Here is a 14,998-nt window from a genome sequence, read left to right as displayed (position 1 = left end):
GATGGCCGAAGATACTGAGAGGCCCGAAATCGCCGATACCGCTGAGGAACTCGGTGAATCAGCACCGACCGGCGCCGAACAGGCGAACGAGGCTGACGAGACCGCTGAGGACGCGGCGGCTTCGAAGAACCGGCTCGCGGGCCTACGTCGCCGTGCCACCCCGCGGCTATCGCGCAACGGGCGGGCGTTGGTGGCCGGCGCCCTCGTCGTGGCGGTGCTGGCGGGATTGACCGGTTGGCTCGGCTACCGGGCCCACCAGAAGCATGAGGCCCAAGCGCAGCGGGATCTGTTCGTGCAGGTCGCCCGCCAGGGCGCCGTGAACCTCACGACCATCAACTACACCCAGGTCGACGCCGACGTGCAGCGCATTCTCGATCTGGCCACCGGGGCATTCCGCGACGACTTCGAGCAGCGATCCAAGCCGTTCATCGAAGTCGTCAAGGCGGCACAGTCCAAATCGGAAGGCACCGTGACCGATGCCGGTTTGGAGTCGCAGCGTGGCGATGCCGCGCAGGTCTTGGTCGCTGTCGCAGTGAAGTCGCGCACCGCCGGCGGCGAGGAGGCGCCGCGGGAATGGCGCATGCGCATCGAGGTTCGGTCGGTCGGTGACGACGCCAAGGTGGCGAACGTGGTGTTCGTGCCATGACGACACTCGACGAAACCGCCACGTACGACGAGGAGATCGTCGACACCGAGGCGACGCCCGCGGACGTGGCCGGTGCCGGTGAGGCATCCGACGACGAACCAGAGACCACCACGCGGGCAAGGCCACCGATCGCGTGGTCCCGTGTCCTCGCGTACGCGGTGCTACCCGCGTTGGCGCTGCTGTTGGCGCTCGCGGCGGGCTACTTCAAGTGGGCGGTGGGCTCCGCGGACGACCTCGCGCGGGCGCGCGCGGAATCGGTGCGCGTCGCCAGCGAAGACGCGGTCGCCCTGCTGTCGTACAAGGCCGAGTCGGTGGACAAAGACCTCGCCGCCGCGCGCGAGCGGCTGACGGGGGACTTCAAGGATGCCTACACGGAGCTGACTCGCCAGGTGGTCATTCCGGGTGCCAAGGAAAAGCACATCACCGCAGCCGCCAAAGTCAATGCGGCGGCACCGGTTTCGGCGACGGCAAACCACGCCGTGGTCCTGCTGTATGTCAACCAGACCATCACGATCGGCGAGGGTGCTCCCACCGACACCCAGCCCGTTATCCGGGTGGCGTTGGAGAACGTCAACGGGCGATGGCTGGTTTCGCATTTCGACCCGGTGTGAGGGGAGTGGTCATGATCGGATGGGTGCGCGTCTTGCCCGCGGCCGTCCTTCTCGCGGGGCCGGGGCTGCTGGCGGCGCCCTCGGCGCATGCCGACAACAAGCGGCTTAACAGCGCCGTCGTCTCCGCCGTCTACACGCTGCAACATCAGGCCGGCTGCACAAACGATGTCATCAGGGACAACGCGCTCACGCTGGCCGCCCAGTTGCACGCCGACGACATGATGAACAACCGAAACATCAACGACGACATCGGATCCGACGGGTCGACGCCGCAGGACCGCGCCAACGCGGCGGGATTCCACGGTAAGGCCGCCGAGACGATCGCGATCAACCCGGCCATCGCCATCAGCAGCCTGGAACTGGTCAACCAGTGGTACTACAACCCCGACGACATGGCGATCATCCGCGACTGCGCCAACAGCTCCATGGGGGTGTGGTCGAACAACAGCATGGACCGCACCGTCGTGGTGGCCATGTACGGACAGCCGGCCCCGCGCAACCGATGACAGGTCTGGAGAGAAGGTCCCGATGAATTTCGAGCCGCCGGGCATGGAGGTCGTCGAGACCTCGCCGCGATTGACCATCGGCCAGCTCGCCGAATTGCGCGGCTTGGACCCTCAGCTGCAACTGGTCGACATCCGCGGTCCGCACGAGACGGTGCATGGCATCATCCCGGGCGCGCGGGTGATTCCGGCGCCGGCACTGATGGATTCGCTTTCCGATCTGGATCCGGCGGTTCCGTTGGTCGTCTACTGCGGCAGCGGCCAGCGTTCCATCGCAGCCGCGAACCTGCTGCGCACCTCGGGGTTTGACGATGTTTCGGACCTGGTTGGCGGCTTCGAAGCCTGGCAGGCCGCCGGCTTCCCGGTCGCCACCGGTCATGAGATCGTTGCGGACACACCGCAGGTCGGCCCCCGCGCAGCCAAAGCCCTGCTTGATGCCGGCGCCCTGCTGCTCGACGTGCGAGAGCCCGACGAATGGTGTACCGAGCACGCGCCGGCCGCGTTGCTACTGCCGGCCGGGCGCGTGCGCACTCGACAAGACGAACTACCTCGCGACCGCCGCATCGTCGTGGTGTGCCGCTCGGGCGGCCGGTCGTCCGCGGTGACGGCCTCGCTGCGCCGCTCGGGCTTCGACGCGGTGAACCTGGCGGGCGGCATGTGCGCCTGGGCCGCCGCCGGGTTGCCGGTCGTGAGTCATGGCGGTGATCCCGGATTGGTTGTGCATCGCGAGGATCCGCTCAATTGCGAGACATCGCTCCCCGAGCTGATCGGGGGCGTCGTCGTGCCCTCCGCCCACTTCTACGTCCGCAACCATTTCACGACTCCGATCTTGGATCCGCAGCGCTATGAGCTGACGGTCACCGGGCTGGTGGAGCGGCCCCTGCGCATTTGCTTGCGCGACCTACACAACATGCCGAAACTGTCGCTGCTCGCGACGCTGGAATGCGCCGGAAACGGTCGCGCACAGTTCGATCCGCCCGTTGACGGCGAGCAGTGGCGCTTCGGGGCGGCGAGCACCGCCGAATGGACCGGCGTCCCGCTGGCGGAAATCCTGGACCGGGCGGGTCTGATGCCGGACGCCCACGATGTGGTATTCCGCGGCGCCGACGCGGGTCCGGTCGACGGCAAGACGGGGCCGGTGCGGTTCGAGCGCGCCCTGTCGGTGCGGGACGCCCGCGATTCCGGCGCGCTCGTCGCGTACGCGATGAACGGCGAACCGCTGCCACTGCAGCACGGTCGTCCCGTGCGGCTGGTCGTGCCCGGTTGGTATTCCGTCGCGTCGGTCAAGTGGCTGACCGAGATCGACGTGATCGGCCATCCCTTCGAGGCGTTCTTCCAAACGCAGCGGTATCAGTACGAATGGGAGCGCGACGGCGCCGTCGTCCGTGATCCGGTCCGCCTGCAGCGCGTGCGCGCGCTGATCGCCCAGCCCGCCGACGGCGCCGCGGTGCCCGCGGGGGATTTCGTCGTGCGGGGCGTCGCCTGGTCGGGCTCGGCACCCATTGACCGCGTGGACGTCCGGATCGACGACGGTCCGTGGCAGGCCGCCCGCCTGCTCGGCGAACGCCGCCGGCACAGCTGGCAGTGGTGGGAGTTGTTCACGCACTGCGCCGTTCGAGGGCCCATGACGGTCCGGGCACGGGCGACTGACGAGGCCGGCAACACCCAACCCGAGCGACCTGAATGGAATCGGTTCGGCTACGGCGGCAACGCGATTCAGACCATCAGCGTTGGGGTGCGGTGAACGCCGCGGCCCGCGGAATCGCTAGCTGCTGGACATCGAGTCGGCGCCGTCCGGGTAGACGCGTCGACCGTCGGCCGCAAACTCGCAGGCGCATGAGCGACCGCTGTCCTGCGACCAGCGCCGTAGCTGCGTGCCGCGCTTGCGCATCAGATGCTGCCGGTACACCTTGTCGCGCTGCTGCGGCGAGAACGCCAGGTCCAAGTTGATCGGCAACCCGGCCCAGTCGACCTGGTCACCCTCGTCGCCTGCGGCTGCCCGTCGCAGGCGGCACCGCAACGGGCAGCCGGCCTGTCCGGTGTCCTCGAGGGGCCCATCGAAATCCAGAGCCACGCGTACGTCCCTCCTCGGCGCCACCAATGACTGAATGGTGCAGCGAGGTTGTTTCGGCGACAGGCGCGCGACGTTTCCGTCGTATTACGAGTCGGGCGGAAGGCAGGCCGCCTAGTACACGTCCCGGTGATAGCGCTTGTCGGCGCTCAACGAGCGGACGTACTCCTTTGCGGCATCGGGCTCGAGGCGGCCGTGCTCGGCGGCGATCTCGCAGAGCGCGCGGTCGACGTCCTTGGCCATGGGATCTGCGGTGCCGCACACGTATAGTTGCGCCCCGTCCTGCAGCCAGTGCCACAGCTGGGCGCCACGCTGACGCATCAAGTGCTGCACGTACACCTTCTCGCGCTGGTCCCGGGAAAAGGCGAGGTCCAGCTCGGTGAGGAACCCGTCGCTGCGCATCTGCTCGAGCTCGTCGCGGTAGTAGTAGTCGGTGGCCGCATGCTGTTCGCCGAAGAACAGCCAGTTGGGGCCGGTGTGGCCGAGCGCACGACGCTCCTGCAGGAAACCGCGGAACGGCGCGATCCCGGTGCCGGGCCCGACCATGATCATCGGGGTGTCGGGATCGCTGGGCGGCCGGAAGTTGCTCGATGGCTGCAGGTAGACGGCGACCCGGTCGCCGGGGGAGCGGTCCGCGAGATACGTCGAGCACACCCCGCGGCGTGGGACGCCCTGGAAGTTGTAGCGCACCGGCGACACCGTCAGATGGACTTCCCCGGGGTGCTCTTTGGGGCTCGACGAGATCGAGTACAGCCGCGGCTGAAGGCGTTTGAGGACCCGCACCCATTCGTGGGCCGACGCCGAGACCGGCAGTCGTGCCAGCAGGTCGATGGACTGGCGGCCCCATGTCCAATCGCTCAGGGCGGCTTTGTTGTCCGGCTTCAGCAGCTCGGCGAGTTTCGGGTCACCGGTGCGCTCCTGCACGAACCGCACGAGGTCCCGGCTGAGGTGGGCGATCTCCAGGCGCTCGGTCAGGGCGGAGCGCAACGACATCAACCCGTGCTCGCCGACCTCGACCGGGGTCTGCCCGTCCAGTCCGGTGACAGACAGCCATTCGTCGACCAGTTGGTCGCTGTTGCGCGGCCACACCCCCAGCGCGTCACCGGCTTCGTACTTCACGGTTTCTTCCGGCAGGTCGAAAACCAGCTGTCGCACGTCTTTTGCCGATTCCGGCCGACTCAGCACGGTGTTGCGGACCACCCCGGTGATCAGCGGGTGCTTTTTGCTGTAGGTGCCCGCTCCCGGCCGGGCGGACCGGGAGGGCGACGGGACGGTCGACGTTGCGCGCGCCGGCGCGTGCTGATCGCGGCCGACAGGCGCGGGGGCGCGGGTGAGCGCCTCCATCACCTCGCCCAGCCACTTGGCCGCGGTGTCGTCATAGTCGGGCTCACAGTCGGCCCGGTCGGCGATGCGGGTCGCGCCCAGTTCGGCGAGGCGTGTGTCGAGGCTGCGTCCGTGGCCGCAGAAATTGTCGTAGTTCGAGTCGCCGAGGGCGAGCACCGCGTAACGGGTATCGGTCAGCCTGGCCGCGCCGTCCGCCGTCAGCGCCCGCCAGAAGCCGGCACCGTTGTCCGGCGGTTCACCGTCACCGGTGGTGCTGGTGATCAGCAGCAGTTCCCGCGTCGAGGCCAGGTCGGCCAGCGGGAAGTCGTCCATGGCATGCAACGCGACCGGCAGCTCGGCGTCGCCGAGCCTTGCGGCGACATCGGCGGCGAGCTCTTCCGCGGTCCCGGTCTGCGACGCCCACAACACCACGATGGGTGCCCGTGGCGCGGGTTTGGTGTTGGGGGCCTCGGTCGTGGACTGCTTGGCGGCTCGCGCTGGAGCCGGCGCGTCATCGCGCGAGAACAGACCCGCGAGCAGACCATCCACCCATAGCCGGGTGCCGGAATCGAAAGGAGCGCTCTGGGGCAGGGTGGGCACCCCCGTCACGCGTCGCCCGGCGTCCGACCGAAGCGCGGTCAACATCCCGGCCAGGTAGGAGCGGCCGAGCTCGTCGAATTCCGGCACGGGTTTGGTTGCCACACCGAGCAAGTCGGCCAGGGCATCGACCTGTGACACGCTGATTTCCGTGACCTCCGTGGGCGCGGGTTGCGGTGAGTCGGCGTCCGCCGCCGGCTTGGCGGCCGGATCTGCCGCGGAGACAGCGACTTTCGCCAACGTGACGGCGCACGCTTTGAATTCCGGTTGGTTCGAGATGGGATCCACCGCGTCGTTGGTGACCGCGTTGATTGCCAGGTATTCGCCGAAGACGTCGTTCCAGTGGAAGGGGGCGAAGCAGTTACCGGGCCGCACCCGGTCGCTGATCGTGGCGGGCAGCACGGCGCGGCCGCGCCGGGAAGCGATTTCCGTCGCGTCGCCGTCGGCGATCTCCAGTCGTGCGGCATCTTCGGGGTGGATTTCGATGAACGGCCCGGGGTTGAGCTTGTTGAGTTTGGCGACCTTGCCGGTCTTGGTCATCGTGTGCCACTGGTGCGGCAGGCGGCCGGTGTTCAACAGGAACGGGTAGTCGTTGTCCGGCATTTCCTCGGGCGGTAGGTGCGGGCGGGCGAAGAACACCGCGCGACCGTTCTCGGTGGGGAAGGCCAACCGGGGTGTGCTGCCGTCCTCGCGGACCAGCAGGGTCTGACTGACCCCGTTGTTGAGGTAACGAATGGGGTTGCGGTCGCCCGGGTTCTCCGGCGCGCAGGGCCACTGCAGCGGGCCCCGGCGCAGCCGCTCGTAGCTGGCTCCGCGCAGATCGTAGCCGGTCTTCGGGTTCGAGAATCGCTTGATCTCTTCGAAGACCTCGTCGGCGGAGTTGTAGCTGAAGGCGTCCGAAAAGCCCATCTCGCAGGCGATCCGGGCGATGATCTGCCAGTCGGGCAGCGCGTCACCCGGTGCCGTGACGGCCGGCCGGAACAGCGTCATGTTGCGCTCGGAGTTGACCATCACGCCCTCGGCCTCCGACCACAGGGCCGCGGGCAGCAGCACGTCGGCGTATTCGTTGGTCTCGTTCTGCAGGAAGGCGTCCTGGGTGATGACCAATTCCGCGCGCTCCAGTCCCGCCAGCACGGTTCGCCTATTGGCCACGGAGGCAACGGGATTGGTGCAGACAATCCAGCACGCCTTGATGTCGCCCTCGGCCATCCGGGAGAACATGTCGATGGTGCCGGCGCCGACGTCGGTGCGCAACGTTCCCCGGGGGAGGCCCCACCGGTCTTCGGTGAAGGCGCGGTCCTCTGCCGACAGGACGGAGCGCTGGCCGGGCAGACCCGGTCCCATGTAACCCATTTCGCGGCCGCCCATCGCGTTGGGCTGACCCGTGAGCGAGAAGGGGCCGCTGCCGGGTTTGCAGATCGCGCCGGTGGCCAGGTGCAGATTGCACAGGGCGTTGGTGTTCCAGGTGCCGTGCGTGCTCTGGTTGAGGCCCATGGTCCAGCAGCTCACAAAGTTCTCGGCTTCACCGATCATGCGGGCCGCGGCGCGGATGTCGGCCTCGGGGATCCCGGTGATCTCGCTTACCGTGGCCGGGGGGTACTGCTCGAGGAAGCCGGGCATCACCTCCCACCCGTCGGTGAACTCGGCGATGAATTCGGGGTCGGTGTGCCCATTTTCGACGATCAGGTGCAGCAGCCCGTTGAGCAGGGCGAGATCTGAGCCCGGAGCGATCTGGAGGAACAGGTCGGCCTTTTCCGCGGTCGCGGTGCGGCGCGGGTCGACGACGATCAGCTTTGCCCCGGCCTTGACGCGGTCCATCATCCGCAGGAACAGGATGGGATGGCAGTCGGCCATGTTGGCGCCGATGACGAAGAAGACGTCGGCGTGTTCGAAGTCCTGGTATGAGCCGGGCGGCCCGTCCGCCCCCAGCGAGAGCTTGTAGCCGGAACCGGCGCTGGCCATGCACAGCCGTGAGTTCGACTCGATCTGGTTGGTGCCGATGAAGCCCTTGGTCAGCTTGTTCGCGAGGTATTGCGCCTCGATGGACATCTGTCCCGACACGTACATGGCGAAGGAATCCGGGCCGTGCGCATCGATGATCGCCCGTAACCGGCCCGCGCACTGCGTGATCGCGCTGTCCATGTCGACGGCCTCGATCGGTTCCCCGCGGTCGGCGCGCACGTGCGCCGCTTCCATCCGGCCGGGCGCCTGCAAAAGGTCCGAAGTGGTGGTGCCTTTGGTGCACAACCGGCCGAAGTTGGCCGGATGTTGTTTGTCCCCAACCGACTTCGCGATGTGACGGCGACCGCTCTCGGCATCTTCTGTGACCTGCAACACCATTCCGCAGCCCACGCCACAGTATGCGCACACGGTGTTCACGGCATCGGTGTGAGACGCCATGGACTCCCTGGCCACGCACTTCCCTCCTTTGAGCGCAACAGGCTTACATCGAATGGTGCGACGAGGATGTTTCGGCACCGGGTATCCGGAGTTTCCCCCGCTTTACGGCTTCCTCTCACCGGCCAAAGCGCGTCCGTGAACTCTCGGAAAAGCCGCAAACCCCCAGGTCAGCAAGGGTCATCGTCGACCCGCTGACTTCGCTCAAGGCTACCGGGGCGGGTGGCGGCATCACCTATCGGAATGGCGTCTCCGACCAAACAAACGGCACATTCACAGCCTTCGCTAAGCTCACCGCGTGCGTCGGCTGATGGTGATCCTCTTGATCCTGCTGGCCTCCGGTTGCGGCGAGAAGCACGCCGCAGCGCCGCCGGCGTCGGCCGAGAAGTGCAAGGACTCCGATGGGCCGGCGCCCGACACCGTGCAGCGCGCCATCGCGTCGGTTCCCATCACCGTCCCGGGTACCACGTGGGTGGAAATCGCTCGCGGACATGCCAGGAAGTGCCGCTTGTACTGGGTGCAGATCATCCCCACCATTGCCAGCGAATCCACCGGCCAGCAGCTGCTGTTCTTCGATCACAACACGTCGCTGGGCACGGCGACCCCAAACCCGAAGCCGTACATCACCGTGCTTCCGCCCTCCGACGACACCATCATGGTTCAGTACCAATGGTTGAAGGGCAACGATCAGCCGTGCTGCCCCACCGGTATCGGCACGGTGAAGTTCGAGATCGGCCCGGACGGCAAGCTGAGGGCGCTCAGCAAGATCCCGAATCAATGACGTTGGGCCACAAGCCGAACGCGCGCGAACCCCGCACGTTGATTGTCCGGCCCGCGTTGTGAATATTCAGACCCGAGAGCGGCTTTCGTGCGGCCAAACGGCCGAATTTCACAGGCTTTATTCAGTAGACTCTTACGCCGGGCTGCGCCATAACCGGGCGAGCCCTGTCATCCTTGACAACCAGTGCCGGCAGTGGATCCGGCGGAGGAAGGCAGGTCTCATGGGCAGCTCGCGGCGCCTCACACACTGGGACCCAGAGGATGTCGTGGCGTGGGAAGCCGGGAACAGGCTGATCGCCCGCCGGAACCTGATCTGGTCGATCGCGACCATGCACGTCGCCTTTTCCATCTGGTACCTGTGGTCGGTCATGGTGCTGTTCATGCCGGAGGACGTCTACGGGTTCACCACCGGCGACAAGCTTCTGGTGGGTGCCACCGCCGCCCTGGTCGGGGCGCTCGTGCGCATCCCGTACGCGATGGGCACGGCCAGGTTCGGCGGGCGTAACTGGGCGGTGCTGTCATCGGTCGTGCTCCTGATCCCGACCGTGGGTGCGATCGCGCTGCTGGCCCATCCCGGCCTGCCGTTGTGGCCCTATCTGGTGTGCGCGGCGCTGACGGGATTGGGCGGTGGCAACTACGCGGCGTCGCTGGCCAACGTCGAATCCTTTTATCCGCAGCGGCGCAAGGGGATGGCGCTGGGGCTCACCGGCGGGATCGGCAACCTCGGTGCCGCGGCCATCCAGGCCGTCGGCCTGATGGTGCTGGCCACCGCAGGCCATCGGGCGCCGTACTGGGTGTGCGCCGTCTATCTGGTGCTGCTGGCCGTCGTCGGTGTCGGTGCGGCCCTGTTCATGGACAACCTCGACCATTCGATCGAGGTCGCCCACGTGCGATCCGTTCTGTCGTTTCCCGATACCTGGGCGATCTCATTCCTCTACATGTGCGCCGCGGGATCCTTCATCGGTTTCGCGTTCGCCTTCGGCCAAGTGCTGCAACACAACCTGATGGCGGCCGGGCAAAGCCACGGGCAGGCCGCGCTGCACGCCGCCGAAATCGCCTTCGTCGGACCGCTGTTGGGATCGATCGCACGGGTGGTCGGTGGCAGGCTGGGCGATCGTTTCGACGGTGGCCGCGTCACGCTGGTCGTCCTGACCGCCATGATCGCCGCCGGAGGCTTCCTGGTCGCCGTCAGCACCCATGAAGACCTCACACGCGTTCCCGGCGACCCGGTGGGGGCTTTCACGACGATCGGCTACGTCGTCGGATTCATTGCGCTGTTTATCTTTTGCGGCATCGGCAAGGGCTCGGTGTTCAAGCTCATCCCGTCGGTCGTGGCGGAGCGAAGCCGTGCGCTGGGTGTCGCCGACGCCGAGCGGCGGCACTGGGAGACCGTGCGGGCAGGAGCGCTGATCGGATTCGCCGGCTCGCTGGGCGCACTCGGGGGAGTGGTGATCAACCTGGCGCTGCGGCAGTCCTATGCCAGCGCCGACACCGAGACGCCGGCGTTCTGGTTCTTCCTGATCTGTTACGTCGCTGCTGCGATCCTGACCTGGGTCAGATACGTCGGGCCGCAACGGGACGCGGCGCGGTCGGGCTGGGAGGTGCTCGGCGAGCAGCCCGTCAGCTCGTGACCGTGTCCGCCAAGTTCTCCGGGTGCAGCATCTCGGCATAGCGCAGCTGCTCGGGGATCCCGAATCCGTCGACCAGCGTTTGCGCGTGGGGGCGCAGCGCGCGACATCGATCGTTGATGCCCCGGGTGACGGCCTTGGCGCGTTCGGTGGACAGGTACCGATGCTCGATGTACCAGGCTTTGTCGTCCTCGATCACCGACAGTGCGTACAGGTCGCAGACGATGCCCAACAGCTCCGGGGCCTCCTCGTGCGGGCAGGCGTCGATGCCGGCGACGAACGCTTCGAGGATCACCCGGTCGATGTGCGCGGCCGCGGCGTGCAGCACGTGGTCCTGCACCGCGTTGAACGCGTCGAACTCCGACATCTCCTTGGATTTGGCCTGCAGCCGGCGCGCGACGGAGGCGAGGAGGTATTCCTCCCGATCCTCGAACATCTTGATCTGGGTGCCCCGGTTGAACAGGCTGCCCTCTTCCTCGCTGTCCTGCCGGGCGTCGACGATGGTTTGGATGATCGTCTCTGCCGCAGTGCGTTTGACCACGCGCTCACCGACGGTGTTGGCGGCGAAGCGGACCCATTCGACGGGGCTCATGCTGCGGATGTCGTCGGCGTAGGCCGTCAGCAGCTCCTTGGCCACCAGCTGCGTCAGGACGTGGTTGTCACCCTCGAACGTGGTGAACACGTCGGTGTCGCCGCGTAGCGCGACCAACCGGTTCTCGGCCATGTAGCCCGCGCCGCCGCAGGCCTCCCGCGCCTCCTGAATCGCCCGGGACGCGTGCCAGGTGTTGGCCGCCTTCAAGCCGGCGGCACGTGCCTCCAATTCGCGTTGCTCGTCGGCGTCGACTGCGTCGGCGGTCTGGATGTCGTGGCATTTACTGACCAGCTCGTTCTGGGCGAACTGCAGCGCGTACGACTTGGCGATCAACGGGAACAGCCGGCGCTGGTGCACCAGGTAGTCCATGATCAGCACCTCGGACTCGTCGTCGGGTGCGCTGAATTGCTTGCGCTGCAAGGCGTATCGCGTGGCGATGTCCAACGCGACGCGCGCGGCCGCGCCCGCGCTGCCGCCCACCGTGATCCGCCCGCGCACCAACGTGCCCAGCATGGTGAAGAACCGGCGGTTGGGGTTCTCGATCGGTGAGCTGTAGGTCCCGTCCGGCGCCACGTCGCCGTATTTGTTCAGCAGGTTCACCCGCGGGACGCGGACGTGGTCGAAGACGATTCGGCCGTTGTCGACCCCGGGCAGGCCGCCCTTGTACTCACAGTCCGACGTCGTCACCCCGGGCAGGTCGTTGCCGTCGGCGTCGCGGATCGGCACCAGCAGACAGTGCACGCCGTGCTGGACCGGCTCGCCGTTCTCGGTCGTGATGAGTTGCGCGAATACCGCTGCCATGGTGGCGGTTTCGGCCGCGCCGCCGATGTAATCCTTACGGGCCGTCGGCGTGGGGGAGTCGATGATGAACTCCTCCGTCGCGGGGTCATACGTCGCGGTGGTCTCCAGCGACTGCACGTCGCTGCCGTGTCCGGTCTCGGTCATCGCGAAGCAGCCCCGCAATTCCAGGCTGATGATCTTCTTGACGTATGCCTCGTGGTGGCGCTCGGTGCCGAGGTTTTCCACGGCGCCGCCGAACAGCCCCCACTGAACGCCGGCCTTCACCATCAACGACAGATCCGACATCGCGAGCATCTCGATCATCGTGATGGCGGCGCCGATGTCGCCGGTGCCGCCGTGCTCCTTGCGGAAGTTGTCGGCGGCGGCGCCGAACGCGGCCATGATCCTCATCTGCTCGGCCACCTTGGTGCGCGCGATCACGGTGTTCGGGGTGTAGTGCGGGCGGAAGAGGTCCTCACTCATGGTGGACCGCAGCTGGTTCTTGACGTCGCGCCAACGCCCGTCGAGGGCGTTGCGCAGCTGCTCGGCAATGGTTGTGCTATCTGGCGCCATAGACCGACCGTATCCCCCGGTTCGCGTTGCGTGAAACAACAACCCGATTTTCACCGAACGTGCATCCATGGCGAGGTCGGGGCCGAATTTTCGTGCTGAGTGCACGCTCGCCCGCTACCTTCTCGGTTATGAGTCGGTGGGTGGCGTCGATGTGTCTCGCCCTGGCGTTGGTGGGGTGCGCGTCCGGGCATCCACCCGCGCCGCGGCCGATGCTGACGTATCTGGGCCAGTCGCAGGTTCCGTTCGACGCCACCTTCGACGGCACCGTCATCGGCGGGCTGTCGGCGCTCAGCTACGACCCGGGCCGCCAGCTGTATTACGTGATCAGTGACGATCGCTCCAAGAAGAATCCGGCCCGGTTCTACACGGTGCAGTTGTCCCTGTCGGACAGGGGAATTGACCACGTCACGTTCACCGGCACCCATCCGCTGCTCGACCCGTCCGGCCGGCCGTTCCCGCCGCTCAGGGCGGATACCACGCCGCCGATCGTTCCCCCCGACCCCGAAGGCATCGCGTTCGATCCCGCCCGGCAGCGGCTGTACTGGTCCTCCGAAGGTGAGCGGCTCACCGCCGGCCCGGTGTTGCTCGACCCGTGGATCCGGACCGCGGCGCTCGACGGTGCCTACCTGGGCCAGTTCACCCTGCCGGCCAATCTGGCGATGTCGGCGCAGCGCGTGGGCCCGCGCAGGGACAAGGCGCTGGAGGGCCTGGCGCTGACGCCCGACGGCCGATCGCTGTTCGCCGCGATGGAGGACCCCGGCTACAACGACGGTCCGCTCAGCGACGGCGGCCACCGCATCCTCACCCGGATCACGAAGTTCGACGTCGCGACCGGCGCGGCCACGGCCCAATACGCGTACCCGATGGAGCCGCCGGCACCGCCCGCCGATGTCAACGGTGTCTCCGATCTGGTCGCCCTGACCGACACCTCGTTCTTGGTGATCGAGCGATCGTCGGCCCTGCCGCCGACGGTGCGGATCTACCGCGCCGAAATCGGTGCGGCGACAGACGTTTTGACCACCCCGTCGATGGAGCACGCGGCCGTGACGCCCATGACTAAAACCCTGGCGGTCGATTTGTCGTCCACGCCGGGACTGTCACCGCTGGACAACGTCGAGGGCATCACGCTGGGACCGAAGCTGCCCGACGGTCGCCAGTCGGTGGTGCTGGTCAGCGACAACAACTTCTCGCCCCGCCAGGTCACTCAGTTCCTGTTGTTGGCGATGTGATGCGGGCCCGGCCGGGTTCGGGCCGCAGCCGGTAGAGGGCGAAGCCCGTCGCCGCCACGCCGAAGAGCACCAGCATGGTCATGTCGAACACCCACCAACCGCTGTAGTGGGTCCACGTCTGGGAGTCGGCGGCCAGCGCGTCGACCCTGCGCAGGTCGACCGTGGACGCCGACGCGGCGAAGCCCCATCGGGCGGGAACGAACCAGGAGATCTCCTGGAAGCCCCACTTGCTCACCAGCTGGACGAAGCTCCCGTTGAACAGCGCCGACGCCAGGATCACCGGCAACAGCAGCGGCAGGACCTCACGCAGCCGAGTGCCCAGCGCCGACAACGCGAGCCCGATCACCGCGGACACGATGGCCGTCACCGCCACGCTCACATAGAGCTCGAGCGTGGCGTCGTGCAGCAAGGTGGCGCCGCGCGTTGGACCGCCCTTCTCGGCGACGACGATGGCGAACACGACCGCCGTCAACAGGGCCGCGGCGACGCCGAACACCAGGATCTTGGCGGCCAGGTAGGCCGTCGTCGACATCCCGAGAGCCTGCTCGCGCCGGAAGACGTGCCGCTCACCCACCACGGCCCGGATCGTCAGCGCGGTGCCGATGATCACCGCGGCGACGTTGAGGGCGGCCAGGATCTCGATGGCTTCGTGCGGGTGGGCGGCGCCCGCCGGTGGCCGGGCCAGGCCCGAATCGCCCGGGATCAGCAGCGTCGCTCCCGCCAGCAGGAACGGCAGAATCGCCAAGAACACGAAGTAGAGCCGGTCGGCGAAGATCAGCCTGACGTCGCGGCGGGCCAGCAGCCGGACCTGCCGCGCCATCGGGGGTTCGGCGGGCGGCGGCGACGGGGCGGCCACCTCGGGCGGCGCCGTCAACGCCGACGCCGATGGGCGGGCACGGAACGCACGGTGGGTTCCGCCGGGATCGGCGCCCGCCCGGGCGAGCACCGCGGACCAGTCGGCCGTGCCCATCGTGGCCTCGATCTGCGCGGGCGGCCCGAGGAATGCCGTCGTACCGGCCGAGGTGAGAACCAGCACCTGATCGCACAGGTCGAAGTCGGTCGACGACGTCCGCGATGACGCGGCCGCCACGACCACGCAGCCGATGTCGGCCTGGCGCCGCAGCATCGCCATCACGTGGCGCTGTTGTTCCGCGTCCAGGCCGGCGCTCGGCTCGTCAACCACGAGCAGCGTCGGCCGGGTGACGAGCTCGACCGCCAGCGCGGCGCACCGGCGCAGCTCGGGCGGTAGCTTGCCGATCCGGGTGGCC

At 67.6% G+C, this 14,998-nt stretch carries 11 protein-coding genes; 7 read left to right on the top strand and 4 right to left on the bottom strand.

Going from position 1 to position 14,998, the window contains the following annotated elements; translation table 11 throughout:
* The first annotated feature begins 1 nt into the window (after position 1).
* The 4 genes from A5713_RS26835 to A5713_RS28010 are packed head-to-tail and all read left to right on the top strand — an operon-like array spanning position 2 to position 3,504.
* Complete coding sequence (locus A5713_RS26835; protein WP_068099232.1) at positions 2–646, top strand: Mce protein; 645 nt, start codon at positions 2–4, stop codon at positions 644–646.
* Positions 643–1,257, top strand: a complete 615-nt coding sequence (locus tag A5713_RS26830; RefSeq protein WP_231980718.1) for a hypothetical protein — start codon at positions 643–645, stop codon at positions 1,255–1,257. The genes A5713_RS26835 and A5713_RS26830 overlap by 4 nt, the downstream gene beginning before the upstream one ends.
* An 11-nt stretch (positions 1,258–1,268) precedes the next feature.
* A complete protein-coding gene (locus A5713_RS26825; protein ID WP_068099244.1) occupies positions 1,269–1,763 on the top strand; it encodes a CAP domain-containing protein in 495 nt (164 codons plus the stop codon).
* Between the two features lie 22 nt (positions 1,764–1,785).
* Positions 1,786–3,504 (top strand): molybdopterin-dependent oxidoreductase, encoded by a 1,719-nt coding sequence (locus A5713_RS28010; protein WP_082973177.1) that lies wholly within the window; start codon positions 1,786–1,788, stop codon positions 3,502–3,504.
* Between the two features lie 21 nt (positions 3,505–3,525).
* On the opposite strand, the gene A5713_RS26815 is transcribed toward A5713_RS28010, so the two are convergent.
* Positions 3,526–3,834, bottom strand: coding sequence for a hypothetical protein (locus A5713_RS26815; RefSeq protein WP_156752054.1), 309 nt, complete (start codon positions 3,832–3,834; stop codon positions 3,526–3,528).
* Positions 3,835–3,945: 111 nt separating this feature from the next.
* Positions 3,946–8,151 carry a bifunctional nitrate reductase/sulfite reductase flavoprotein subunit alpha gene (locus tag A5713_RS26810; protein WP_068099242.1) on the bottom strand — a complete coding sequence of 1,402 codons (4,206 nt, stop codon included), beginning with the start codon at positions 8,149–8,151 and terminating at the stop codon, positions 3,946–3,948.
* A gap of 310 nt (positions 8,152–8,461) precedes the next feature.
* On the opposite strand from A5713_RS26810, the gene A5713_RS26805 reads away from it, so the two are divergent.
* Both A5713_RS26805 and A5713_RS26800 read left to right on the top strand, forming a co-directional pair.
* Complete coding sequence (locus tag A5713_RS26805; RefSeq protein WP_068099241.1) at positions 8,462–8,929, top strand: LppP/LprE family lipoprotein; 468 nt, start codon at positions 8,462–8,464, stop codon at positions 8,927–8,929.
* Positions 8,930–9,149: 220 nt separating this feature from the next.
* Complete coding sequence (locus A5713_RS26800) at positions 9,150–10,559, top strand: NarK/NasA family nitrate transporter (RefSeq protein ID WP_068099231.1); 1,410 nt, start codon at positions 9,150–9,152, stop codon at positions 10,557–10,559.
* Here A5713_RS26800 and A5713_RS26795 read toward each other — a convergent pair.
* Positions 10,549–12,501, bottom strand: coding sequence for an acyl-CoA dehydrogenase (locus A5713_RS26795; protein WP_068099230.1), 1,953 nt, complete (start codon positions 12,499–12,501; stop codon positions 10,549–10,551). The two genes, A5713_RS26800 and A5713_RS26795, sit on opposite strands and share 11 nt — an antisense overlap.
* Before the next feature lie 128 nt (positions 12,502–12,629).
* Here A5713_RS26795 and A5713_RS26790 point away from each other — a divergent pair, with 128 nt between their 5' ends.
* Positions 12,630–13,730 carry an esterase-like activity of phytase family protein gene (locus A5713_RS26790; RefSeq protein ID WP_369804536.1) on the top strand — a complete coding sequence of 367 codons (1,101 nt, stop codon included), beginning with the start codon at positions 12,630–12,632 and terminating at the stop codon, positions 13,728–13,730.
* Here the strand turns inward: A5713_RS26790 and A5713_RS26785 are convergent.
* Positions 13,702–14,998 (bottom strand): ABC transporter permease (locus A5713_RS26785; RefSeq protein WP_156752053.1); only part of this gene is annotated, 1,297 nt, incomplete at its 5' end. The genes A5713_RS26790 and A5713_RS26785 overlap by 29 nt on opposite strands.

It is taken from the genome of Mycobacterium sp. E2497 (assembly GCF_001668695.1).
Lineage (GTDB): Bacteria > Actinomycetota > Actinomycetes > Mycobacteriales > Mycobacteriaceae > Mycobacterium.
This window is presented reverse-complemented; position numbering and strand designations above follow the sequence as displayed.

Coding starts and splice junctions, on each gene's coding strand:
- A5713_RS28010 (WP_082973177.1), top strand. CDS start 1,786: ATGAATTTCGAGCCGCCGGGCATGGAGGTCGTCGAGACCTCGCCGCGA.
- A5713_RS26830 (WP_231980718.1), top strand. CDS start 643: ATGACGACACTCGACGAAACCGCCACGTACGACGAGGAGATCGTCGAC.
- A5713_RS26835 (WP_068099232.1), top strand. CDS start 2: ATGGCCGAAGATACTGAGAGGCCCGAAATCGCCGATACCGCTGAGGAA.
- A5713_RS26810 (WP_068099242.1), bottom strand. CDS start 8,151: ATGGCGTCTCACACCGATGCCGTGAACACCGTGTGCGCATACTGTGGC.
- A5713_RS26795 (WP_068099230.1), bottom strand. CDS start 12,501: ATGGCGCCAGATAGCACAACCATTGCCGAGCAGCTGCGCAACGCCCTC.
- A5713_RS26800 (WP_068099231.1), top strand. CDS start 9,150: ATGGGCAGCTCGCGGCGCCTCACACACTGGGACCCAGAGGATGTCGTG.
- A5713_RS26790 (WP_369804536.1), top strand. CDS start 12,630: ATGAGTCGGTGGGTGGCGTCGATGTGTCTCGCCCTGGCGTTGGTGGGG.
- A5713_RS26825 (WP_068099244.1), top strand. CDS start 1,269: ATGATCGGATGGGTGCGCGTCTTGCCCGCGGCCGTCCTTCTCGCGGGG.